Below are 23,480 nucleotides of genomic sequence, written 5' to 3'. Positions count from 1 at the left end.
TAGAATAAGATTTTCTCATTCCAAAACCCTCTCATATTGAATCAATTAATATCACTTGCTTGCACGTCAAAAGCGAAAAGCGGAGCTAGCGTGGGGGTAAAAATAAGGAAAAAAAAGAGTAAAAATTCCTCCTATGAACCATCTTAAGAGCTAAGAGCTGTCGGCAACACCCACGAGCTAGCAAAGTGTATGATGGTGCCGGCTTGCTCCTTCACAAACGTAAAGATGGAGGTGCTCAATGACTTTATCGTTATGCCATTGTTATACCATTCATGGGCACCGTCGTGAAATGGGCTTGGGTGCATTGCGAAACGTTTCTTTAAAAAAAGCACGTGAATGTGCAAATCAATGGCGTTCTGTTTTACATGAGGGGCGTGACCCCATTAAAGAATGTGAAAAACAAAAACGTGAAGCAATAAGCAATCTCCATTATTTAAAAGACATTGCTTTAAATGCTTTTGAAAGTGGTAAAGCCGAACTAAAGAATGATGGTAAAGATGGTAGCTGGTTTGACCTTTGCGGCTTTACATTCTCCCTAAATTAGGCTGTTTTCCCATTTCAGAGATTAAACAAACAGAGATACGCAATACCCTTGCCCCTATTTGGCATACAAAAACTGGAACTGCTTAAAGAGACATCCCTTAATGCACCCAAAGCCCATTTCACGACGGCGTCCGTGAATGGTATAACGATAAAGCCATTGAGCACCACCATCTTTACGCTTATGAAGGAGCAAGCAAGGCACCATCACACACTTTTCCAGCTCGTAGATGTTGCGACAGATCTTGGCTCTTAAGACGGTTCATAAGAGCCATTTTTAATCCTTTCTTCTACAGTTTTTACCCACACGCCAACCCCGCTTATGATGTGCAAGCAAGTGATTTTGATTGATTCAACATACACAGATTTGAAATGAGAGAATCTTTCGATATTCGGAGTTTTAACTCAATATGAATAAAGATAAATTATCATTATAAATCAATGTATTGCCTTATAGAGCTCTTAATCTTTGTCTCAAACATGTGGCTGCCTTAGAGTTGGATGTTGATTTACAGGCAATAACAAAAGCACGCGCTCTTTTAGGCAAACAACGCCATAAAACGCAAAACTTTCCAGCAATAGGTTGAAGAGATATACCAGCACCATCACACACTTTGCTAACCCTGAATATTACGAACAAAAGCTTTTGACCCTTGAGACGATTCATGAGAGGCATTTTTAGTCCTTATCTCATATAAATTCACTCCACACGGGCTCTCTCAGCGTGTAACGCGCAAGCGACATGGTTTTGATTGCTTCAAAAAAAAGAGAAATTTACAAATATTCGCGACTCTCATTCAACATACAAAAATAGTTAATTATCATTATTAATGAATATATTGCCATTCTTTGGAATTCTGTTGATAGTATTTTGGGATAATGCTGTAGAGTATTCTAGATTAGCAAGAGATGATAACCAAGCTCTGGGGACAACCTCCATAAACAAACCTTTATCGACTTGTTTTATGGGTATCTTTTGTTAAAGTATCATTTTCTTCTAGACCTCATATTTTGGAAATGCCTTGATCATGCCGCACACTAAAACCAACGCACCTCTCAACAACCAAGAAAATCCTGTTTCTTCTCAACCTTCACACCCTGTAACTTTATTCGTTGAACGTCTTGCACATGGACAAGGTTTAGAACTTCCTCATTATGCGACAGCTGGTTCTGCTGGCCTTGATCTACGCGCCGCCATTGGAGAAGAAGAAACGCTCACTCTTGCACCTGGGGAGCGTGCCCTTATTCCAACAGGTCTCATTTTTCATTTATCACTTGGGTTTGAAGCACAAATACGTCCACGCTCTGGCTTAGCCTTAAAGCATGGCATCACTTGCCTCAACACTCCTGGAACAATTGATAGTGACTACCGTGGTGAAGTCAAAGTCCTCCTTATCAATTTGGGACAAGAAAACTTTTCTATCCAACGGGGAATGCGCATAGCGCAAACAGTCATCTCACCGGTTGTTCAAGTCAATGTCTGCGCCATTGAACCAGAACAAAAAGACAGTCCTCAAAGCCATAGTGAAAGCCGTGGAACAGGAGGTTTTGGTTCAACGGGGCACACTTAAGAAGCTTAAAAAACCACTTCTCTTAAAGCAACACACCACACAATCTGCACCTAAATTACCTTGGGCTTTTAAAGCTCAAGAAAGCGTATATTTACTCCCAAGACTCTTTCATGAAATGCGGCTTCTAAACAAGCATGCTTTCTTCTCTTTTGTCTCTTCTCAGCCTTCATACCCCGTAATGTTATCCGTTCAGTGTCTTGCAGTTGGAACAAGGAAACTTTCTCATTATACAACAACTGGTTCTGCTAGCCTTAATCTACACGGAGCAATCTACACGCCGCCATTGGAGAAGAAGAAACGCTCACTCTTGCCACCTAAGGAGCGTGCCCTTATTCCAACAAGTCTCATTTTTCATTGATTATTTCTTTCATTGATCATTTGGGCTTTTAAAGCCACACATCCATTCACGCTCTAGCATAAGCCCTAAAGCAGCGCATCACATGCCCCCCTGGAATAATTAACAGTGATGACCACAGCAAAGTCAAAGTCCTTTTCATCAATTGTGGTCAAAAAGACTTTTCCATAAAACGGGGAATGCGCATAGCGCAAACAGTCATCTCACCGGTTATTCAAGTCAATGTCTGCGCCATTGTTTGCCCTCTCCACATCACACACAAACAGCATTTCTCCACCACACCGTTGTTGCTTGCGCTCTACAAAACTTCGTTATCACCGGATATGCTTCCATCCACTCTCATAACAAAAACATTGGCATTAACTCGAGCTCACACACCGCTTATAATGGATACAATCTCCACATCACAGTGATCTCTCAGATTGACCTCCTCCCCACACCTCAAAGGAGGAAGATTCCTATTAATCACCGGACAGTCAACAGTCCAGCCTCTCTCGGCAGGTTTCACCTGCTGACCATTTACGCGGTTCACTTCATAAGGCGCAATAGACAAGCCCTGCCCTGAATACTTGATCACGATATCTAAAAACACTTAAATATCTAAAGCTTTTCATGCCTTATATCACCGCTCTAAACAACGATGTTTTTATGGCATAAGTGGAAAATTTATTTTTTACACCTTTAATGAAAAATCCAAATACGATAAGTTTCTCTCATTCCAAATCTATTTATATTGAATCAATCAAAACCATATCTGTTGCAAATTACAAGCACAGCTAATGGAGTGGGAAAAACGAAAGAAAAGATTAAAAATGCTTCTTATGAACACAGCGTACGAAACTTGTTACTTATGAAGAAGCAAACCGGCACCATCATTACATTTGCCAGCTCGTGGATATTTGCGACAGCCCTTGGCACTTGAGACAATTCATAAGAGCCATTTTTAGTCCTTGTCTTATACAGTTTCACTCCACACGGGCTCTCCCCGCTTGTAAAGCAACAGATATGGTTTTGATTGATTCAACATGAAACAGCTTCAAAATGCGAGAATCCTACGATAATCGCAACTCTCACTCAATATACAAACAATGAATTATTATTATAAATCAAAAAGTTGCATCGAAATTAAAGGGGCGATAAAGATGCAAAGAGTATGATGGCACCAACCTAAATCATCTACAAGCAATAATCACCCCTGTTTTTTTATTATTTACCGCACCACTTGAGGCAAGATGAGAACAACTTTTCAATCCCACAAGACTCGATTTACCATATCGAGCCCATGCGTATTTGATTGCATAAATCGATGACAAAACCATAATCAATTTCGCTCTATATCGGCTCTCCACCTTTGATGAAAATACTGTGTTTCCTTCAACAGAAGCTGTACAGTTTTGTTATCATGGGGCAGTAACAGTTTCTATCGTAGAAATGTTAGCGTTTACCGCAGGACTTGTTATTGGAGCATCCATATGATCCACTCCATTACCGCCCTCTCCATCTACAGCACTGTCTGTCACTCCTGTTTTTTTATTATTTACCACACCACTTGAAGAAAGATGAGGAGAATTTTGCAATCCTACAAGACCGATTTTACGATATCCAGCCATGCGTATTTGATTGAGTAAATCAACGACAAAACCACAATCAATTTCACTCTATATCGGCTTTCCACCTTTGATGAAAATACTGTGTTTCCTTCAACAGAAGCTGTACAGTTTTGTTATCATGGGGCAGTAACAGTTTCTATCGTAGAAATGTTAGCGTTTACCGCAGGACTTGTTATTGGAGCATCCATATGATCCACTCCATTACCGCCCTCTCCATCTACAGCACTGTCTGTCACTCCTGTTTTTTTATTATTTACCACACCACTTGAAGAAAGATGAGGAGAATTTTGCAATCCTACAAGACCGATTTTACGATATCCAGCCATGCGTATTTGATTGAGTAAATCGACGACAAAACCATAATCAATTTCGCTATCCGCTTTGATTAAAATTTTTGTCTCTAAATTTTGCTTGGTTTCCTTCACCAAAGCTTCTCTCAAAGTTCCTTGTTCTATAAGGTGATCACCAATGTAAAGAGAACGATCTTTTTGTAAAGTAACATAAACAGGCTCATCAGGGTGCTCTACTGAAGGCGCTTGAGTGATAGAAGGAAGCTGAACAGGAATGACAGATGTTGCCAAAGGTGCTGCAACCATAAAAACAATAAGCAACACCAACACAACATCAATAAAAGGGGTCACATTGATTTCGCTCTGCAACCCACTCTCATCGGACTCCCAGTCATTATTAAAACTTGCTTTCATTTTTTAAGACTTTTCTGTTGTCTTTGTCTATCAAGTTCACGGCTCAAGAGCCTTTCAAGAGCAGCCGCGATATCGCCTAAATCACTGCGATAACCATTCAAAGCACGCATAAGACTATTATACATAACAACGGCGGGAATAGCTACAAAAAGCCCAATAGCTGTTGCGAATAAAGCTTCGGCAATTCCAGGAGCCACCACATCCAATCGCGTTGTTTGAGACTGAGCAATCCCAATAAAAGAATTCATAATTCCCCAAACAGTTGCAAAGAGACCAACAAAGGGAGCAATTGCGCCAATGGTTGCAAGAACGGTGCTTCCACATGCCACACGGCGTGTAGCAGCCAGCAAGCAACGCGACAAAAGCGAGTGAACCCTTTCTTTTAAACCTTCATGAACATCACGAGCCTTAGCATCGCGAACATCGCGGGAGACATCTTCATATTGATTGCTCTCCTCATAAAAGAGAATATCTTCAATCGTTTGTGCACTTTCCTTTGAACTAGTTCTCTCACCAGAGCTTTCATTTATCCCTTCAGGAGCAGAAAAATGAACCTGTTGTGTAGAAAGATACACCTCTTTAAGGACTTCTTTGAGAAAAAACACACCAGCTCCTTTGCTTTCTTTCAAACTCGCTGCCAAACGTGTAAGAGTCTGAGCGTTAAGAACCAATTGGAGTTCATGACGAACTCTTCGTTTTGCCAAAGTGATCTCAATAATTTTCACAAAAGCAATTGTCCACGACATAAGAGAAGCAAGTAACAAAATAATGATAACGGCTTTCACCACCCAATCAGCAGCCATAAACATGGAAAAAGGAGAAAAATCATGCACTGTCAATACAGCAGATGTATTATCTAAAGGGACTGTTTTATCTAAAGGGACTGTTTCAGATTCCATTTTTATCTCACATTCTTGTGCTCTTATCTTTATTTATGAGCTGGATCGTCACCCCGCATAGCATCACTGTTCCACAATGCCACTACCCTTTTAACGTCACTTGTGTATTCCTCTTAAGAAAGAAAACTTGATAAATCAAGTATAGTTTTACTCCACAAACTTTCTCTTAATTCTAAAGAAATTTTTCTCTAACAATTCAACAAGTTTATCTTACCCAATCAATTTATTGCATAAATTAGGCAAAATGATAAACTTACAAGAAGTATCGCATATAATATTTTAATTTATAAGAATAACGCATCCTCTTTCTACTCACAACACATTGACTTATAAAAACAATTCATCATCGTTCCTGTTGAATGAACCTTTAATATCGCCAGCTTCTTTTATTTTCGCCGCTCTTTTGAATCCAAGCAAATATTCGCTTCCATGAAACAAGCAGCAAAAATATCATAAAACTCTTGAAGAAAAGGATATGCACATCTCTAACAACCCGTGCACTGAAGTCCCTCTCCTATCCTAAAATAAAAATATACCTTACGTTTTAAAAAAAGAACTATCGCAATATCTTAAACTGACAAAAAGTATCATGGGGAGCGCGTGTTGCCCCCAAATACACAGAGAGCAAAAAGCCGCAATATTCTTTGCTTTAAAAGCATAAAAATGGCATTTTTTTCTGCTGCAAAATCGCAACCACCATGTATTTTTCCTGTCCCAAGTAAAAAAACAAATCTTACTGCGCCTTTTAAAGAAACATCTCTCAAAGAGCACCCAATCCCATTTCGCGACGACGCCCGTGAATGGTATAACGGTAAATCTATTGAGCACCTCCATCTTTACGCTTATGAAGGAGCAAGCCGGCACCATCACACACTTTGCCAGCTCGTGGATGTTTGCGACAAACCTTGGCACTAGAGAGGGTTCATAAGAGCCATATTTAGTCCTTTCTTATACAAATTTGATCCACACCACTCATCCCACTTGTTATGTGCAAATGAGTGGTTTTGATTGATGCAAGATAAACAGATTTGAAATGAGAGAATTTTACGTTATTTGAAGGTCTCAATTCAATATGAATTACGCTAAATTATCATTATAAATCAATACATTGCCTTTTTTTAAAGAACCTTTTATCAAAAACTGCACCACGAGAAGCTGAAGAATAGTGCTAAATTTCTTCAAAAGCATAAGACAATTTTCAACAGACGAGCCCCTTTACGGACAGAGCATATTTTATAGACGAGATTTATTTTATCAAAAACAATTTTAAATGAGACAACGAAGGGAACCAAAAAAAACTTTTTGCGTTACCCCAGCAGTGAAAATTTTCACTCCAATGCAAATGATCACTATGAACACACCAATACAAATATAATGAATCAAGAGAGGGAAAAAATATCATGGCCATGAATAAAACAACGCCGCACAATAAAACAGCTTCAGAAAAAGACCTACAAGGACAATTAGAAACGTTACGCACTGAAATTTCAGGGATTACCTCAACCCTAACAGATCTTGGTGCAAACAAATTCAACGCCGCCAAAGAGAAAGCAGAAAAACTATATCACTCAGCGAAAGAAAGTGGTGAAGACATGATGTCTCAAGCAAAAGACAAAATCAGTGATCTTGAACAAACTCTGAACCAATGCGTTCGCAAAAATCCTGGCAAAAGCGTTCTTTTTGCAGCAGGCGTTGGTTTTATTCTTTCTCAATTACTGCGTCGTTAAGCAATGCACAAGTTTATCGCTCCTCTTTTAAACCATCTTGTCGGTGGAGGGCTTAAAAGCACAGTCAAGCAAGTACGCCTTCAAGCAATTTTCTATGGGTTTATTAGCATTTCATTCTTCATGTCTTTGCTTTTTTTATGTACCATCGGTTTTATTGCGTTATGTTCTGTTATGAAGCCCCTTACCGCCGCCAGCATCATGTTTTTAATTTGTCTGTCTCTTGCGGGATTAGGTCTTATTATGAGTCGTGTACTCAAGGCTTATCAACGCTATGACCAACAAAAAAAGACAGAAGAACAACGCCACAAACTGATGACAGATGCGACTATTTCCAGCCTTGCAGCTCTCAGTCAACATCTCCCTTTTGCAAAATTGAGTGTGCCCATTCTTGGACTTGCAACTTATTTCCTGTGGAAAAAAGATAAAAAGGACAGCTTTTCAGATTAAAATATGTAAAGCTACCCTTTATCCCCCCCCCAAGAGTGCTTTCTTATATAAAAAAGAAAGCACTCTTTCTTATAGTCTTTTTAATTTTTTCGATAACATGAGGGAAAATTCCCTTCATTGTAGCTAAAAATTCCATAGATTTGATTAAATCCCTTTCAGATTGCACCCCATATTTCATGAACATCGCAACGTTAAGCAAAGCTTGCGTTAAAAGTTCTCATTTAATAAGTTGAAGCAACTTGTTGTTTTTTGAAATTGACTTCCTCCCCACACCTCAAAGGATGGGGGGGCCTACCAGCCATCGGGCTGTCAACAGTCCAGTTTCTCACGGGCGTGTTTCTCCAGCTGATCACACATGCGATTTACTTCATAAGCGTGCAATATATTGATTTATAATGATAATTAACTGTTTTGTATATTGAATAAGAGCCCCGAATATCGTAAGATTCTTTCATTTCAAACCTGCTTATCTTGAATCAATCAAAAATATTCGCTTGCACGTTACAAGCGGGATGAGTGTGTGGATAAAATTTGTATAAGAAAGGACTAAACATAGCTCTTATGCCCCCCCCCTCTAGTGCCAAGGTCTGTCGCAACACCCACGAGCAGGCAAAGGTGGGTGATGGTGTCGGCTTGTTACTCCATAAGCGCGTCAGGCAAACCCTGCCCTAAATACTTGATCACGATATCTAAAAATACTTAATATGCAAAGCTTTTCATGCCTTCTATCACCGCTTTACACAACAGTGTTTTACGGCATAATAGGATAAAATAAACGCATTCTCATTGATTAACTAATCCAATCAATTGCCCACGACTTACAGAACCAATTTAAGCGCTTTTTGCTCATTTTCTATATTCTATGTCTCTATCCGCCTTCCAGATATTTTATTAATCATTATTGTTTTAACCTCTTCTTTTAGAAACAAAGCAACTGTTGTAAAATCTGGCAAATTAACACCACTTTACGTAAACGCCTCAAAAAGCAGTTATAAATATAAATACTTTTGTTTCAAATATAATGAATGAACCATCTTAGAAAAAAGAAACAGCATAGAGATATATCAATGATCATCATCTACGGTCAGCGTATTATAATCTTTATTTATCTTAATTTTTATAACGCCAATCATTCCAGTGGAAATAACGAATGCAGACATCGCTAAAAAAGAACTCACAACTCCCACGAGTGCAAAAAGTCCAGCAATAAAGCCAGAAACCGCTTCAGCAGAGTTTGCTAACGTTGAAAAGGTTCCAAAACTCTTACCAAAATCTTCACGACGAGAATATAATTGAATAGCTGAAACTAAACTAATGTCTACAAATGCGCCAGTAAATCCTAAAATAAAGGCTAGTCCTAAAATTAGTTTTAAAGAAAGCATTACAACTAAAGGCATAATAAACAGAATAATCCCATAAAGAAGCCAAAATATCATGAGCTTCAACGATGTAACATTTAATATAATTTTACTATAGAACAAACCACCAACAATAGTTCCAACAGCCATGAGAGAAAAAATATAACTCACAAATCTTTCCTCTCCACCTACAGAAAGAATAAAAGCTGGAATTAAAAATCTTAAAATTGCACCCGTAAAGAGAATAGCAAACGACGAACCAACGAGCGTAATGAATAAATGTTTATTTTCAGTAGAAATATATTGAAGATAGGAAGCGGTTTCTCGATAAATTTTTATAAAATTGAAAGGCTTATTCTCGCTTGAATCTAAATTCACGAGATTAAATAACACGACAATAGATATAAGATAGGTAAAAAAATCAAAAATGAGAACTGCCGATTTATTGGCAAAAATAAGCAATAGGGAACAAACTAAAGGGCCGATTACAGATGCCGTTTCGTCTATAATTTGTGCAATGCTATTTGCCTTTGTCAGATCATTGATTGGAAACATTTTCGGGATAGCCGCTTGAAAACTTGGTTGGAAAATACTTCTTCCTATTGTTGTACATATTGCTGCCAAAATAAGTACAATAATATGTGCGGTCCCTGTTATAGTAGTTATAAGAACGAATAATGAGGCGAATAATCTCACCAGTTCACTTAAAATCATATTTTTCTTCAAAGAAAAATTATCCGCTAACCAACCGCCTATAGGTCCAAAAAAGAGAAAAGGGATAAATCGAAAAAAATACACAAGACCTGTAAAAAAGAAGTTATCTGTTAATTCTAAGACAAGTAAAATAAAAACAACTTCATAAGCATAATCGCCAACTTTAGAAATAAAAAGGGAAAAAAAAAGAGATAACGGACTCTTTTTTAAAAATAAATTCATATCAACCATCCGATATTAAACTTTTCTACGCTTAAAGTTACACAGCCTTTAATAAAATTGGTGATATGAACTTTAAAGGAATCGTATATTCTAATAAATCGCTTAATAAGTTAAGTGAAAAATTTTAAGTATTCTCTTCACAAACAATAAGTCGTCATATATTTTTCTTTCGGAAAAAGAGGTGGTATATGCCCTCAGGGATTCCTAATAACCTCTTTCTTCCCTTAAAAATTAAAGAAGATCTGCATATATTTCAGTGTATACATCATGAGAGCCTCATTAATCACCTCTCAATAGGTGGATTATATTTTCTTTGGCCCTTATATCATGAGTTCCCTCCACATTCATCAAAACAAAAAATAATCTTTCCAGATATAATTCCCCGCGATTTTTTAGCAATCATGCCACGACGCAAAGCCAGCCCCCCACCCACTTTTCCAGCTCGTGGATGTTGGCAGACAGCTCTTAGCACTTAAAACAATTCATTCGAGGCATTTTGAGTTTTTTCTTGTATAGTTTTTACCCACATGACCTACCCACTTGTGACGTGCAAACCAAGTAATTTTAATTGATTTAACATAGAATAGATTTTAAATGAGAAAATCCTCATGTTATTTGGGGTTCTAATTCAAGTTGAACAATGCTAAATTATCATTATAAGCCAATATGTTGATACAGACTATCTGCCTTAGTAATTGGATGCGTTGCCGGTAATATTTTTCGACAATAATTCCAATAGCGTAAGCGGCTTTTTTAAAGCCCCATCGTTTTTTTTCTTCTACAACGCGAGGGAACATTCCGGTCATTTTAGGTAAAAAGCCCATAGCCCCAATTAAATTATTTTCAGATTGAAGCGCCTATTTGAGAAATATGGGCGATATTTGGCAATGCCTTAGCGAACAGTTCCGGCTTAATTTGAAGCAATGTACACCCTTTTGAAGCAAATGTTATTTCGATTGATATTTTGCTCGTCTCTTTTTTTCATAAGCTTTTTTATTGTAACTGGAAATCACGTTTAGAATTTGAGTGTGTTCAAAATAATCTGAACATTTATTTTGTTACAACTACAGCTATGTTTAAGGATTTTATGTTCTATGTGTATGTCACGGGTGACATACACATAGGTTGTTTTTAATGTTTTTTTGCTTAAAACCTCTCTACTGGAGGCAAAAAAATGTAAAAGACATCCCTTTTCCACAAAATCTCTCTTGCAGATTACATCCGTTGACCTTTTCCTCCCCACACCTCAAAGGATGGGGGGTCCTACCAGCCATCGGGCTGTCAACAGTCCAGTTTCTCACGGGCGTGTTTCTCCAGCTGATCACACATGCGATTTACTTCATAAGCGTGCAATATATTGATTTATAATGATAATTAACTGTTTTGTATATTGAATAAGAGCCCCGAATATCGTAAGATTCTTTCATTTCAAACCTGCTTATCTTGAATCAATCAAAAATATTCGCTTGCACGTTACAAGCGGGATGAGTGTGTGGATAAAATTTGTATAAGAAAGGACTAAACATAGCTCTTATGCCCCCCCCCTCTAGTGCCAAGGTCTGTCGCAACACCCACGAGCAGGCAAAGGTGGGTGATGGTGTCGGCTTGTTACTCCATAAGCGCGTCAGGCAAACCCTGCCCTAAAATACTGATCACGATATCTAAAAATACTTAATATGCAAAGCTTTTCATGCCTTCTATCATCGCTTTACACAACGGTATTTACAGCATAATAGGATAAATTAAATTAGGAAGTACGAAGAATTTAATTCACCGTATAAGTATTTTAGAATCCCTTCTGTTAACGCAGTTGGGTTTTTATTTTTTTGCCATTGTGTCTCCCTCTCTTGAAACAACTCGTAGCTTTGAAAAAAGCATGTCAAGGTAAAAGCGATACAAAAATATTCAACACGATAAAACTAGGGTTTGCAATTTTCTTTCTAGTTTTTTCGATTAACACCTATGATACCTATAAAGCGCTATTTATGCCCCCTATAAGCTTTCTTTTTAATCATGATTTCAAAGTTGCGTGAGAAGGACAAGAAAAGCCTTTTGGTTATTGGTCAAGAGCACGTGCGCCTAATGGTGTGCTTTTACAAGGTGCCCTTGTCTCTCCCCCCAAAAGCTTGGTAATCCCCTCTCATTAAACGCGGATCTGATGTCATAATTTTGGGGGGTGATTTAAGAGTTTGAGAGGCAAAAAGCCTTTCATTTAAAAAGCAAAACGAAATGACATAAGCCGAGGAAACACGCTCCCACATAGTGCTGTAGTAAACAACCTATAAGGATATTTTAAACCCAACAATTTTCCATAACGAGAATTGTCCATCAAGATCTATATGGATTGTGATCAACTTTTACCTGTTAAGGTGCGTTGTAGAATATTGTCTTCATTAAATAACGCTTAAGAGAACGCTTTATCAATAATGGTCAATGGGATTATAGCTTCCGTGATCTCTTCGCCAATCTTCAGGTTGTTGAAATTGGCTCGACCATAAACCGTTTTGTGCTTTTTGAGCAGCAGATTGTAAGTTTTTATAGTCTGCGGGTGATGGGAAATTATGCTGATCTTTTGTCAAGACCATCAACCCTTCTGCCAGCCCCAACCGTGCCAGATCAACTCCGTCAACAAAACATTGTGCATAATGAAGCTGTTGAATGACACGTGCTTGGCGACAAGTAACATTTTTATCGATTGTTTTTGAGACAAGCCACGCGGTGACGAAAGCACCACATGGCCACTTAATTCCATTGCGAGAGGCAAACTGTCGTGTTTCACAAGATTCCACACCATATAGTCGAATATTGCGGACAATCTTTTTTCTCCATCCCTCATCTACGAGCGTGATCATTTTAAAGGTGACACCACTTGTGACTTGTATAGCACCTGAATAGACTGGTACATTTTCTTCATAAAATTGTGATGCAAATGGTTCTGGGTGCAAAGCCACATCTTGTTGGTTTACATCGTGTTGATTTCTATAATCTATCAATTGTGACTTTGGATTTTGAACGGGAGTTTCTATTGTTTTTTCTAGTCCTTTAAAAAAAGAAGATTGCATAAATTTTTCAGTATGCTGATTCAAATAAAAGATTACAGCAAAAATAATAATAGACGTTAAGATAAGATATTTAAGCACTGATCGAAAACATTTTAAAAGTATCATTTTGAATATTACTATATTTTTTGTTTATTAAATAATAAAAGATTAAATATTGTTAATTTATAGATAGAAAAATTTATTTTTTTCATTTATATGATTCCCGATTAATATTTTAATTATTAATTTTATGATTAACTTAAACATAAAGCGGGGGAATTTTCATGAAAAACATGAATAATTCGTTCATTCGTGAACAAACCTTAGAAAAAGGTCTTTTATCCAATACCCAAAAGAAATGGTTAACAACAGCATTGATGCTGTTTATTGCCTTCATTGTACTGAGTGAGCCAGCATTTGCCGCAGGTGACTTCGGAAAAATTGAAGGCGCTCTTGATAAATTAGTCAAAGCTTTAACAGGAAAAATTGCAACATCAATTGCGACGATTGCGGTTGCTGGTATTGGGCTTGCATGGATTGCTGGTTATGTTGAAATGCGTAAAGCTTTCTTTGTTTGTGTTGGCATCGGCATTGTTATGGGTGCATCGCAAATCGTATCAATGTTTTCCAGTTAAACTTTAGCCTTTCAAAGCCATGAAAGAGCACGAAAAGCTAACAGAAGATACGCTATTTCTTGCTTGCACACGCCCTGCCATGATTGCAGGTGTGACGGTGGAAGCTATGGGATTAAATGGGATAGGAACGATGATATTGTTCATTATGGCAGGCAATATTTTCCTTCTAACCTTTGGTGTGATGCTGCATTTCATATTCAAGGAAATCCTAAAGCATGACCATAACAAATTTCGTATTCTTCTGACATGGCAAAAGACATCTATTTTTGCCAGAAATTCGAGTCTATGGGGTGGGGGAAGTATTTCTCCATTACGATTAATTCGTAATTATGAGGAATTATAATGAATAGAACAGAGCGCAAGCGTGAAAAGCAGCCAGAGGCGATTATCCCTTACGTGCGCCATGTTAACAAGCATATCATTGCGTTGGATTCACGCGCTCTCATGAGCGTTATTAAACTTGAAGGGATTAACTTTGAGACAGCGGATATTATTGATCTGAATGTGCTTCACGAACAGCTCAACAATCTGTTTAAAAACATTGCGGATGAACGGATAGCGCTTTATAGCCATATTATCAGAAAACGTGAAACGATTTATCCGGACGGGACTTTTAGATCGACATTTGCCAAGCAATTAGATGATAAATATCGCGAGAGGATGGTTTCTCAGGAGCTTTATCGCAATGATCTTTATCTTTCGATTTTGTGGAATCCACACGTTGATCAAACGGATAAATTAGTGGAGTTTTTCAAACGTTTAGGCAAAGCCAAGCAAGACAAGACAGAAGTTGATGCGGAATCCATTCGCAAACTTGAAGATATTACCACAGATCTTATTCAAAATTTAGAGCGCTATGGTGCAAGAAGATTGAGTCTTTATGAACATGAAGGCAATATTTATTCGCAGCAAAGTGAGTTTATCCACCAATTGGTGGGAGGTCGTCGTGAACGTATCCCTCTCACATGGGGGACGATAGCTTCGACTGTTTACTCAGACCGTCTTATTTTCGGGAAAGAGATCATAGAAATACGCTATGAGGCGGAACAGAGATTTGCGGGCATGTTTGGCTGGAAAGAATATCCAGCAAAAACTAGGGTAGGCATGGCGGATGGTTTGCTCACCCTTCCCTTTGAGTTTATTTTCACCCAATCTTTTATTTTCAAGAGCAAAAATGCTGCCAAGCAAATTATGGGGCGCAAACAAAACCAAATGGTCAATGCGGGAGATCGAGCAGGTTCACAAATTATGGAACTGGATGATGCGCTTGATGATCTTGAATCCAATCGTTTTGTTTTAGGGGAACATCATTTATCCTTGGCAGTTTTTGCTGATACGCCGCAAGAGTTAGCGGATAATCTTGCCAAAGCGCGTTCTCGTCTTACAGATGGTGGTGCCGTTATTGCGCGGGAAGATTTAGGGTTAGCGGCGGCTTGGTGGGCACAATTGCCTGGCAATTATGCTTATCGCACGCGTTCTGGTGCGATAACAAGTCGCAATTATGCAGCGCTTTCTCCCTTTCATTCCTTTCCGGTTGGGAAAATAGATGGCAATGTATGGGGACCAGCGGTCGCACTAATGAAGACCTCTGCTGGTTCACCGTTTTATTTTAACTTTCACTTTGGAGATTTAGGCAATACGTTTGTTTGTGGTCCCTCTGGTTCTGGGAAAACGGTTATTGTTAATTTTCTTTTAGCACAACTTCAAAAGCATGATCCCAATATGGTCTTTTTTGATAAAGATCGCGGAGCAGAACTTTTTGTGAGGGCTGGTGGTGGCACTTATATGCCTTTGAAGAATGGTAAACCAACGGGCATAGCGCCGCTTAAGGGTTTAGATTATAACAATCCAGCAGATAGAGTTTTTTTACGCCAATGGATTATAAAGCTTGTTTCGTCTGAAGATCAAAAGATCAGTGAATCAGAAAGACAAGATATTTCTGCTGCTGTTGACCAACTTGCCTTATTACCCAAAGAACAACGGACGATATCGGCCTTACAAATGTTTTTTGACACCACGCATAGAGAGGGGATAGCGGGTCGTTTAGAGAGATGGTGTAAAGGCAATGCCTTAGGGTGGGTTTTTGACAATCCTGATGATGACATTGGCATTGATGCAAAATTTATTGGTTATGACATGACGGATTTTTTAGATAATAATGAAATTCGTCCCCCATTAATGATGTATCTTTTTCATAGAATTTTGTCTCTGATTGATGGGCGTCGTATTATCATTGTCATTGATGAGTTTTGGAAAGCGCTAGAGGATGATTCCTTTAAAGCCTTTGCGCAAGACAGGCTGAAAACTATCCGTAAACAAAATGGTTTGATGTTGTTTGCAACGCAATCTCCCAAAGATGCGATCAATTCGACCATTGCCCACACCATTATAGAGCAATGCCCCACACAGATTTATTTTCCCAATCAAAAGGGCAATCATGGGGATTATGTAGAAGGGTTTAAATTATCAGACAGAGAATTTAACCTGATACAATCAGAATTAAGCCGTGAGTCACGGCGTTTTCTCATCAAACAAGGACAAAGTTCAGTTGTAGCAGAACTGAATTTACGGGGCTTTGATGATGAAATAGCCATTTTAAGTGGCACCACCAAAAACATTGAACTTTTAGAGACCATTATGGATGAAGTTGGACAATCTCCAGAAAAATGGCTTCCTCTTTTCCAAGAAAGGTCAAAACAATGAAAAAACTTTTATTGGCAACAGCCGTCTATGCAGCTTCATTTGGCTTTCAAACAAATGCCTTTGCCATCGTGGTATTTGATCCCACAGCTGCTGCTAACATGGGAGAACAAATTCGGAACAGCGTGCAACAACTTAACAAATTGCAAGAACAAGTTCAACAAGGCAAACAACAGCTTGAGCAATTAAAGAGCCAACTCGATCAAGCGAAACAATTATATAACTCCTTAAATGTCAAGCCTGACATTTCGGGATTGAAAGACATGTTTAACAAGCAAGGGAGCAGTGGCGCCCTGCCTTCAGACTTTAACCACTTTCAACAATCGATGGGCAGCGGCGGTGGCGGCGGCGGTGGCGGCAGCAAAAACACGCAAAAATGGCAAGAAGAACTTAAATACAAAGAGCCCGCGGGGGGCGCAGACTCAAAAGAGGCAGTAGATGCTTTTTACACACAAGAAGTGAAAAAAGCCGAACAGCGCGTAGTAGGAGAAGCGGCAAAAGGCCAAGACGTCTACGAAGAAGCCAGTGAAACACAAAAAAAAATTACCAAGCTTCTTGACGAACTTGGAAGTACTGAAGATGCGGGTAAAATTCAAGGCATTCAAGCACAATTAGCAGCGGTACAAGCAGACCTCCAAACAAAAATACTCCAAATGCAAGCCGCCATGATGATTCAACAAGCAGAAGAAAAAGCGGCAGAAAGACGTGAAATGGAAGAATTTAAAGCACGAACCAAAGCTTTAGCCCAAAAAATGCGTGGTCAATAAACGAAAAAAAAGAGGGGCTTGAACATGAACAAGATCATCATAACAACATTGCTACTTTGCACAGGGCTGATCACGGCTGGTTGTGAAAAAACCTACAGCGTAGAAGAACTTAAAAAAAATAAAAAACTGATGGAAGAAGTATTAGTGAAATGTTTGACGTCAGGGGATTTGAATTCGAAAAATTGTAAAAATGCAGAGCAAGCTGAATTTGAAACCCGTAAAAATTGGAGAGGCTTTGGCTCAACAAATGACGATAAACAAGAATCTGAAAAGAAACAGGACAGTCATTAATCATGAACAAGATCATCATAACAACATTGCTGCTTTGCACAGGGCTCATCACGGCTGGTTGTGAAAAAACCTATAGCGTCGCAGAATTTAAAAAAGATAAAAAATTGATGGAAGAGTGGAATGCTAAATGTGGATTCGCAGGAACTGCAAAAAATTGTGAAAACTTAAGATTAGCACAACTTGAACTTCAGAAGGAATATGAAGCAAAAGCTGAAGAAAGAATTAGGGAACACAACGAAAACATGCGTAAAGCGATGGAAGAATATCGAGCTGAAATGGAAGCTGAACATCAAGCAAGGCAAGCTGAAATGGAAAAAAGAAAAGCTGAAGAAAAAGCAAAAGAACAAGCCGAACAAGAAGCAGAAGAGCGCGCTAAAGCAAAACAACAACAGGACAGTCATTAATCATGAAGAAAGTTCTCATAACAACATTGCTACTTTGCACAGGGCTCATCACTGCTGGATGTGAAAAAACTCACAGTGTAGCAGAATTTAAAAAAGATAAAAAATTACGCCTAGAGTGGGATGCGAAATGTGGATTTGCAGGAACTTCAAAAAATTGTGAAAACATGCGGTTAGCATTTTTAGAACTTCAGAAAGAATATGAAGCAAAAGCAGCAGAAAGAAGTCGTAAAATTGACGAAGAAAATCGCAAATCAATGGAAAAATTGAAAGCTGAAATGAGAGCCAGAATTAAAAAAATGAGAGAAGAGAATCAAAAATTCCTTGCTGAACAAAGAGCAAAAGAGCGTGCTGAGGAAGAACGAAGAGCGAAAGAGCGCGCGGCAGAAGAACAAAATAACAATTAAATTATAAAAATACACAACGAACAGTGGAGCATCTAAATGGCAATAATAACCAAAGGCATATTTTCTTATATCGACAATATGTTGATGGAGCCCCTCACAGAGACAATGGATAGCACCATTACACATCGCTATTGCGCTTTAGCTGCTCAACTTAAAGAGCTTTGTGCACTTTATAATATATTTATGGCAACATTATGTCTGTTCCCTAGATTTATCATCACCGGTTATAAAAACCGATAACACAAGCATAATTTAAAGATTGTGCTCAAACTTTAAAAACTGAAAGAAAGAAGGGGAAATATCTATGAATAAAGTTCTCATAACAACATTGCTACTTTGCACAGGGCTCATCACTGCTGGATGTGAAAAAACCCACAGTGTAGCAGAATTTAAAAAAGATGAAAAATTACGCTTAGAGTGGGATGCTAGATGTGGATTTGCAGGAACTTCAAAGAATTGTGAAAACATGCGGTTAGCATTTTTAGAACTTGATAAGGAACGTCAGGCACAAGCAGCAGAAAGAGAGCGTCAAGCGGAAGAGAACAATCGCAAAAGAGATGAAAAAGATATGGCTGAAATGAGAGCCAGAATTAAAAAAATGAGAGAAGAGAATCAAAAATTCCTTGCTGAACAAAAAGCAAAAGAGCGCGCGGAAGAAGAACAACAGAATAATAATTAAGACATAATGAAGAGCGGAGCATCTCAATGGCAGTAGAAAGCAAAGGTATATTCACTAAGATAGACAATATGTTGATGGGGCCCCTTACAAAAATAATGGATAGCACCATTACACACCACTATTGCGCTTTAGCTGCTCAACTCAAAAAGCCTTATATATTTTAGGCTTATATTTATGGCAACATTATGTCTGTGCTCTAGATTTATCATCACTGGTTATAAAAAACCAGAACATAGCAGAATTTAAAGATTGTGCTCAAAACTTGTAAAACTGAAAGGAAAAAGGGGAAATATTGATGAATAAAGTTCTCATAACAACATTGCTACTTTGCACAGGGCTTATGGCTGCTGGTTGTGAAAAAACCTATAGCGTCGCAGAATTTAAAAAAAATCCAAAATTATTTGATGAATGGGTCACGAGATGTGGAGGGATAGGAACTTCAAAAAATTGTGAAAACCTAAGAGTAGCAGGCGCTGAACTTGAGAAAGAACGTCAGGCAAAAGTTGAAGAAGAAAATCGCAAAATAGATGAAAAGTTTCAAGCTGAACAAAAAGCTTGGATTGAAAAAATGGAAGCTAATACTCAAAAAAAATTAGAAGAACAAAGAGCAAAGCGACGTGCTGAAGAAGAACAAGAAGCAAAAGAGCGCGCTAAACAACAACAGGACAGTCATTAATCATGAATAAAGTTCTCATAACAACATTGCTACTTGGCACTGGAATTATCGCTGCTGGTTGTGAAAAAACCTATAGCGTCGCAGAATTTAAAAAAGATGAAAAATTACGCCTAGAATGGGATGCGAAATGTGGATTTGCAGGAACTTCAAAAAATTGTGAAAACATGCGGTTAGCATTTTTAGAACTTGAAAAAGAATATGAAGCACAAGCAGAAGAAAGAGAGCGTCAAGCGGAAGAGAACGATCGCAAAAGATATGAAGAATTTATGGCGAAACAAAAAGCTGATCTTGAAAAAATGGAGGCTCATACTAAAAAAAAATTAGAAGAACAAAGAGCAAAACGACGTGCTGAGGAAGAACAAGAAGCAAAAGAGCGCGCGGCAAAACAACAACAAAATAACCATTAAGACACAATGAAGAGCGGAGCATCTCAATGGCAGTAGAAAGCAAAGGCATATTTTCTTATATCGACAATATGTTGATGGATCCCCTTACAAAAACAATGGATAACATCTATTGCGCTTTAGCTGCTCAACTTAAAGAGCTTTATGTACTTTATAATATATTTATGGCAAGATTATGTCTCTGCCCTAGATTTATCATCACTGGTTATAAAAACCGATAACACAAGCAGAATTTAAAGATTGTGCTCAAAACTTGTAAAACTGAAAGGAAAAAGGGGAAATATCGATGAATAAACTTCTCATAACAACATTGCTGCTTTGCACTGGAATTATCGCTGCTGGATGTGAAAAAACCTATAGCGTTGCAGAATTTAAAAAAGATAAAAATTTACGCTTCGAGTGGGATGCGAAATGTGGATTTGCAGGAACTTCAAAAAATTGTGAAAACATGCGGTTAGCATTTTTAGAACTTCAGAAAGAATATGAAGCAAAAGAAGCAGAAAGAAGTCGTAAAATTGCAGAAGAAAATCGCAAAAGATATGAAGAATTTGAAGCTGAACAAAAAGCCAGACTTGAAAAAATGAGAGCTAATACTAAGAAAATACTAGCTGAACAAGAAGCAAAACGACGTGCTGAGGAAGAACAAGAAGCAAAAGAGCGCGCTGAAAAAAAACAAAATAACCATTAAAACACGATGAAGAGCGGAGCATCTCAATGGCAGTAGAAAGCAAAGGCATATTCACTAAGATAGACAATATGTTGATGGATCCCATTACAGATACAATGAATAACGCCATTTCCAATCTTTCATCAAGCTTAGGTGCTCCGCTTAAGCTGTCTTGTACAATCTACATTATATTTATGGGCTACAATATCATCTATGGGCGTTCTTCCATGCCACTGTGGGAGTTTATAGCGACAACTTTCAAACTGGGCATCATTGTTGCACTTGCTACAAACGCTGCTCTTTATAATGAGTGGGTCAGTGGTATATTTTTCCATGATCTGCCGAATGCCATTGCAAATGTCACACAAGGAGCACATGTGGATCGAAATGTATGGGATAATATGATGAACCAAGCTGGAGCACAGGTTTTGGACGCAGCAAACCAGTACACAGGTCTGACTCAAATGGGGATGTTTATTGCGACATGGATTGCTGGTTTTATCTGCCTAGTAGTTGCTGCCTTTTTTTGTCTAGTCGGTTTTGTTGTTTCATTATTTGCTAAACTGGGGTCATTTCTTGTCCTATCAATAGGACCACTCTTCATAAGCCTCTATATGTTTTCCTCAACCAGAAAATTCACAGAAGCATGGTTAGGGCAAGTTGCAAACTTCATCATTTTATATGTGTTAGTCGTGCTGCTTGGTGGTTTATATGTTAACATTTCAATGAAAGTTTTTTCAGGAGATATTAAAAATATCTTCACTACTTTAATTCAGTTCTTGGTTGTTGGTATTGGTGGTATTTACCTTTTCCTCAGACTCCCTGATATCGCATCAGCTTTAGCCTCTGGGGGGGCTTCTCTTACAGGCTCAGGACCAGTCGCTAAAGCAACAGCTCAACTAAGTGGACGAGCTGCTAATGCAGCAACAAGGGGCATTAAAAAATTAGCATCACTATTAAAAAAGGTCTAAGTTCAAATGCGGGAATTTAAAAAAATTGGGGTCATCTTACCATTTCTCTTTCTCAGTGGCTGTGTGTCTTCACCAAACACACTGAAGTCACTCCCAAAATGTGATGGATATTCTAAACGTCCACTCAACAGATCAATGTGGAATTGGGAAGGAAAAAAAACCACGCCCACACCCATTATCATCAGTAACAACACCCCTTCATCCCTAAAAGAAGGCAAGCTGGAAACGCTTCTGGCACAAAAATTAACGGATGAAGAAATCAAATCTTACAAAAATTGCGGGCAAAAAGCATGAAAGAAAAAGACATAGAACAATACATTGCTGAAGCGCGCTCGTTCGATCAAGATCGCATGCTCGCCTCACGCCGCACCACCCGCGTCTCGCTTGCCATTGCCGGCATCGCAGTTGCTGTTGCAATACTGTCTTCTCTCGCGGTCATCACCCTCACACCCCTTAAAACCGTGGAACCTTTTGTCATTCGCGTCGACAATTCAACCGGCATTGTTGAAGTTGTGGAATCCTTAAAAGAAGGTCCCACCAATGTCGACGAAGCAATCACACGCTACTTTGCGGCAAAATATGTCCGCTCCCGTGAAGGCTTCACCACAGAAGAAACACAACACAACTTCCAAACCGTCTCCCTCCTCTCTTCTTCAGAAGAACAGGAAAGATTTGCCAGCTGGTATGGAGCAAGAAATCCCCAAAGCCCTCAAATTCTCTATAAACATGCCGCCGTTACAATAACAATAAAATCAATCTCCTTTATCAATGATGATGTCGCACAGGTACGCTATTATAAAACCGTCCGTGATAACGAGAACAACAAAGAATTTATCACACACTGGGTCTCAACACTTACCTTTGAATATATCAATGCCCCTATCTCTGTCCAAAACCGTTTAATAAATCCTCTAGGGTTTATTGTTAATGAATATAGAACCGATCCGGAAGTGGTCAACTGATCATGAAAAAAAAATTTCTTTTTCTCATTCTTAACATCGCTATTACCCTTTCTCCTATACCGATAAGCCATGCCAGCGTTTTTCCCACCCGCGCGCCCAACGATAGCCGTATTCGCTTTATTAATTATGATGCTTATAATGTCACTAAAATTATTGGCTCCATACGCTCATCCGTACAAATAGAATTTTCTGCCAATGAAGAAATTGCTCATGTAGCCATTGGCAACAGCGTTGCATGGGAAGTTGCACCAGCGGGTAATATTCTTTTTCTAAAGGCAAGAGAAGTCCAACCCATTACCAATCTTCAAGTCGTCACCACAAAGCTTGATGGCTCAAAGCGCTCTTATCAATTTGAACTCATCATTAAAGATGGAGAAATTTCCTCTGGACAAGAAACATATTTCCTTGTGAAATTCCGCTATCCACAAGAGGAAGCAGAACAAAGAAGACTTGCAGCACTTATGCGACAAGAAAAAAAACAATCCCAACAGATTGATGGTATCTTCAACGCTTCTGAAACCTATGGACCACGCAATTGGGCTTACACCGCTCAAGGCTCTATCACTCTTGAACCCTCCTCTGTTTATGACAATGGCAAAACAACAACATTTACATTTCCCGACAACCAAGAAATCCCTGCCATTTATATTGTCAGCAATGACGGTACAGAATCACTGGTTCCCAAAACCACAAGAGGCAACAGGGTAACTGACCATGCCATTAGCGCACGCT

At 38.6% G+C, this 23,480-nt stretch carries 28 protein-coding genes and 3 pseudogenes; 23 read left to right on the top strand and 8 right to left on the bottom strand.

Translation table 11 applies throughout. From position 1 onward, the window contains the following. Positions 1–140: 140 nt before the first annotated feature. Positions 141–627, top strand: a pseudogene (locus tag ACFIMQ_RS02020) (integrase arm-type DNA-binding domain-containing protein); the annotation flags it as partial. On the opposite strand, the pseudogene ACFIMQ_RS02015 reads toward ACFIMQ_RS02020, so the two are convergent. Further along, a pseudogene (locus ACFIMQ_RS02015) lies at positions 619–815 on the bottom strand (Arm DNA-binding domain-containing protein); the annotation flags it as partial. The pseudogenes ACFIMQ_RS02020 and ACFIMQ_RS02015 overlap by 9 nt on opposite strands. A 171-nt stretch (positions 816–986) precedes the next feature. Here ACFIMQ_RS02015 and ACFIMQ_RS02010 point away from each other — a divergent pair. The 3 genes from ACFIMQ_RS02010 (at position 987) to ACFIMQ_RS02000 (ending at position 2,879) form a co-directional block, all read left to right on the top strand. Beyond that, positions 987–1,127: a hypothetical protein gene (locus ACFIMQ_RS02010; protein WP_375703282.1), complete on the top strand. Its 141-nt coding sequence runs from the start codon at positions 987–989 to the stop codon at positions 1,125–1,127. Between the two features lie 441 nt (positions 1,128–1,568). Further along, the gene (dut, locus tag ACFIMQ_RS02005; protein ID WP_375615869.1) at positions 1,569–2,111 is read left to right on the top strand and encodes a dUTP diphosphatase; all 543 of its coding nucleotides are present in this window, start codon (positions 1,569–1,571) and stop codon (positions 2,109–2,111) included. Between the two features lie 435 nt (positions 2,112–2,546). Next, on the top strand, positions 2,547–2,879 hold the full coding sequence (locus tag ACFIMQ_RS02000; RefSeq protein WP_375703293.1) for a hypothetical protein: 333 nt from the start codon (positions 2,547–2,549) through the stop codon (positions 2,877–2,879). Positions 2,880–3,866: 987 nt separating this feature from the next. Here the strand turns inward: ACFIMQ_RS02000 and ACFIMQ_RS01995 are convergent. From ACFIMQ_RS01995 to ACFIMQ_RS01980, 4 genes and pseudogenes are all read right to left on the bottom strand, one after another. Next, positions 3,867–4,076, bottom strand: coding sequence for a hypothetical protein (locus tag ACFIMQ_RS01995; RefSeq protein WP_375703281.1), 210 nt, complete (start codon positions 4,074–4,076; stop codon positions 3,867–3,869). A gap of 116 nt (positions 4,077–4,192) precedes the next feature. Next, a complete protein-coding gene (locus ACFIMQ_RS01990) occupies positions 4,193–4,780 on the bottom strand; it encodes a biopolymer transporter ExbD (protein ID WP_375703280.1) in 588 nt (195 codons plus the stop codon). Further along, positions 4,777–5,679, bottom strand: a complete 903-nt coding sequence (locus ACFIMQ_RS01985) for a MotA/TolQ/ExbB proton channel family protein (protein ID WP_375615866.1) — start codon at positions 5,677–5,679, stop codon at positions 4,777–4,779. The genes ACFIMQ_RS01990 and ACFIMQ_RS01985 overlap by 4 nt, the downstream gene beginning before the upstream one ends. A gap of 737 nt (positions 5,680–6,416) precedes the next feature. Further along, a pseudogene (locus ACFIMQ_RS01980) lies at positions 6,417–6,553 on the bottom strand (integrase); the annotation flags it as partial. Between the two features lie 526 nt (positions 6,554–7,079). On the opposite strand from ACFIMQ_RS01980, the gene ACFIMQ_RS01975 reads away from it, so the two are divergent. After that, positions 7,080–7,406, top strand: coding sequence for a YqjD family protein (locus tag ACFIMQ_RS01975; protein ID WP_375615865.1), 327 nt, complete (start codon positions 7,080–7,082; stop codon positions 7,404–7,406). 3 nt (positions 7,407–7,409) lie between these two features. Continuing rightward, on the top strand, positions 7,410–7,853 hold the full coding sequence (locus ACFIMQ_RS01970; protein WP_375615864.1) for a hypothetical protein: 444 nt from the start codon (positions 7,410–7,412) through the stop codon (positions 7,851–7,853). A 1,064-nt stretch (positions 7,854–8,917) separates the two neighbouring features. Here the strand turns inward: ACFIMQ_RS01970 and ACFIMQ_RS01965 are convergent. The 3 genes from ACFIMQ_RS01965 to ACFIMQ_RS01955 all read right to left on the bottom strand — a co-directional run bounded on the left by ACFIMQ_RS01965 (position 8,918) and on the right by ACFIMQ_RS01955 (position 13,209). Further along, positions 8,918–10,147: an MFS transporter gene (locus ACFIMQ_RS01965; protein WP_375703292.1), complete on the bottom strand. Its 1,230-nt coding sequence runs from the start codon at positions 10,145–10,147 to the stop codon at positions 8,918–8,920. 325 nt (positions 10,148–10,472) lie between these two features. Further along, positions 10,473–10,619, bottom strand: coding sequence for a hypothetical protein (locus tag ACFIMQ_RS01960; RefSeq protein ID WP_375615863.1), 147 nt, complete (start codon positions 10,617–10,619; stop codon positions 10,473–10,475). Positions 10,620–12,567: 1,948 nt separating this feature from the next. After that, positions 12,568–13,209, bottom strand: a complete 642-nt coding sequence (locus ACFIMQ_RS01955; protein WP_375703279.1) for a nuclease — start codon at positions 13,207–13,209, stop codon at positions 12,568–12,570. A gap of 263 nt (positions 13,210–13,472) precedes the next feature. Between ACFIMQ_RS01955 and ACFIMQ_RS01950 the strand changes: the two genes are divergently transcribed. From ACFIMQ_RS01950 to ACFIMQ_RS01870, 17 genes are all read left to right on the top strand, one after another. Next, the gene (locus ACFIMQ_RS01950) at positions 13,473–13,823 is read left to right on the top strand and encodes a TrbC/VirB2 family protein (RefSeq protein ID WP_375615861.1); all 351 of its coding nucleotides are present in this window, start codon (positions 13,473–13,475) and stop codon (positions 13,821–13,823) included. 19 nt (positions 13,824–13,842) lie between these two features. Continuing rightward, entirely contained in the window at positions 13,843–14,166 is a 324-nt protein-coding gene (locus ACFIMQ_RS01945; RefSeq protein WP_375606511.1) for a type IV secretion system protein VirB3, read from the top strand. Further along, the gene (locus ACFIMQ_RS01940) at positions 14,166–16,526 is read left to right on the top strand and encodes a VirB4 family type IV secretion/conjugal transfer ATPase (protein WP_375703278.1); all 2,361 of its coding nucleotides are present in this window, start codon (positions 14,166–14,168) and stop codon (positions 16,524–16,526) included. Before ACFIMQ_RS01945 ends, ACFIMQ_RS01940 begins: the two co-directional genes overlap by 1 nt. Then, positions 16,523–17,290: a type IV secretion system protein gene (locus ACFIMQ_RS01935; RefSeq protein WP_375703277.1), complete on the top strand. Its 768-nt coding sequence runs from the start codon at positions 16,523–16,525 to the stop codon at positions 17,288–17,290. The genes ACFIMQ_RS01940 and ACFIMQ_RS01935 overlap by 4 nt, the downstream gene beginning before the upstream one ends. 24 nt (positions 17,291–17,314) lie before the next feature. After that, positions 17,315–17,581 (top strand): EexN family lipoprotein, encoded by a 267-nt coding sequence (locus tag ACFIMQ_RS01930; RefSeq protein ID WP_375610252.1) that lies wholly within the window; start codon positions 17,315–17,317, stop codon positions 17,579–17,581. Between the two features lie 2 nt (positions 17,582–17,583). Further along, on the top strand, positions 17,584–17,985 hold the full coding sequence (locus ACFIMQ_RS01925) for an EexN family lipoprotein (RefSeq protein ID WP_375703276.1): 402 nt from the start codon (positions 17,584–17,586) through the stop codon (positions 17,983–17,985). A 2-nt stretch (positions 17,986–17,987) separates the two neighbouring features. Continuing rightward, positions 17,988–18,389, top strand: a complete 402-nt coding sequence (locus ACFIMQ_RS01920) for an EexN family lipoprotein (protein ID WP_375703275.1) — start codon at positions 17,988–17,990, stop codon at positions 18,387–18,389. Between the two features lie 36 nt (positions 18,390–18,425). Next, the gene (locus tag ACFIMQ_RS01915) at positions 18,426–18,629 is read left to right on the top strand and encodes a hypothetical protein (RefSeq protein WP_375703274.1); all 204 of its coding nucleotides are present in this window, start codon (positions 18,426–18,428) and stop codon (positions 18,627–18,629) included. 64 nt (positions 18,630–18,693) lie between these two features. Beyond that, on the top strand, positions 18,694–19,068 hold the full coding sequence (locus tag ACFIMQ_RS01910) for an EexN family lipoprotein (RefSeq protein WP_375703273.1): 375 nt from the start codon (positions 18,694–18,696) through the stop codon (positions 19,066–19,068). A 295-nt stretch (positions 19,069–19,363) separates the two neighbouring features. Further along, the gene (locus tag ACFIMQ_RS01905) at positions 19,364–19,744 is read left to right on the top strand and encodes an EexN family lipoprotein (RefSeq protein WP_375703272.1); all 381 of its coding nucleotides are present in this window, start codon (positions 19,364–19,366) and stop codon (positions 19,742–19,744) included. A gap of 2 nt (positions 19,745–19,746) precedes the next feature. After that, positions 19,747–20,151 carry an EexN family lipoprotein gene (locus tag ACFIMQ_RS01900; RefSeq protein WP_375703271.1) on the top strand — a complete coding sequence of 135 codons (405 nt, stop codon included), beginning with the start codon at positions 19,747–19,749 and terminating at the stop codon, positions 20,149–20,151. A gap of 26 nt (positions 20,152–20,177) precedes the next feature. After that, positions 20,178–20,369 carry a hypothetical protein gene (locus tag ACFIMQ_RS01895; RefSeq protein WP_375703270.1) on the top strand — a complete coding sequence of 64 codons (192 nt, stop codon included), beginning with the start codon at positions 20,178–20,180 and terminating at the stop codon, positions 20,367–20,369. A gap of 65 nt (positions 20,370–20,434) precedes the next feature. After that, positions 20,435–20,836: an EexN family lipoprotein gene (locus ACFIMQ_RS01890; protein WP_375703269.1), complete on the top strand. Its 402-nt coding sequence runs from the start codon at positions 20,435–20,437 to the stop codon at positions 20,834–20,836. A gap of 26 nt (positions 20,837–20,862) precedes the next feature. After that, entirely contained in the window at positions 20,863–21,786 is a 924-nt protein-coding gene (locus ACFIMQ_RS01885; RefSeq protein WP_375703268.1) for a type IV secretion system protein, read from the top strand. 6 nt (positions 21,787–21,792) lie between these two features. Then, positions 21,793–22,080, top strand: a complete 288-nt coding sequence (locus tag ACFIMQ_RS01880) for a type IV secretion protein VblB7 (RefSeq protein ID WP_375703267.1) — start codon at positions 21,793–21,795, stop codon at positions 22,078–22,080. Further along, complete coding sequence (locus tag ACFIMQ_RS01875) at positions 22,077–22,748, top strand: virB8 family protein (protein WP_375703266.1); 672 nt, start codon at positions 22,077–22,079, stop codon at positions 22,746–22,748. Before ACFIMQ_RS01880 ends, ACFIMQ_RS01875 begins: the two co-directional genes overlap by 4 nt. Positions 22,749–22,750: 2 nt before the next feature. Continuing rightward, positions 22,751–23,480 (top strand): TrbG/VirB9 family P-type conjugative transfer protein (locus ACFIMQ_RS01870; RefSeq protein ID WP_375703265.1); only part of this gene is annotated, 730 nt, incomplete at its 3' end.

This window comes from Bartonella sp. AD13SXNS (assembly GCF_042196465.1).
Lineage (GTDB): Bacteria > Pseudomonadota > Alphaproteobacteria > Rhizobiales > Rhizobiaceae > Bartonella.
This window is presented reverse-complemented; position numbering and strand designations above follow the sequence as displayed.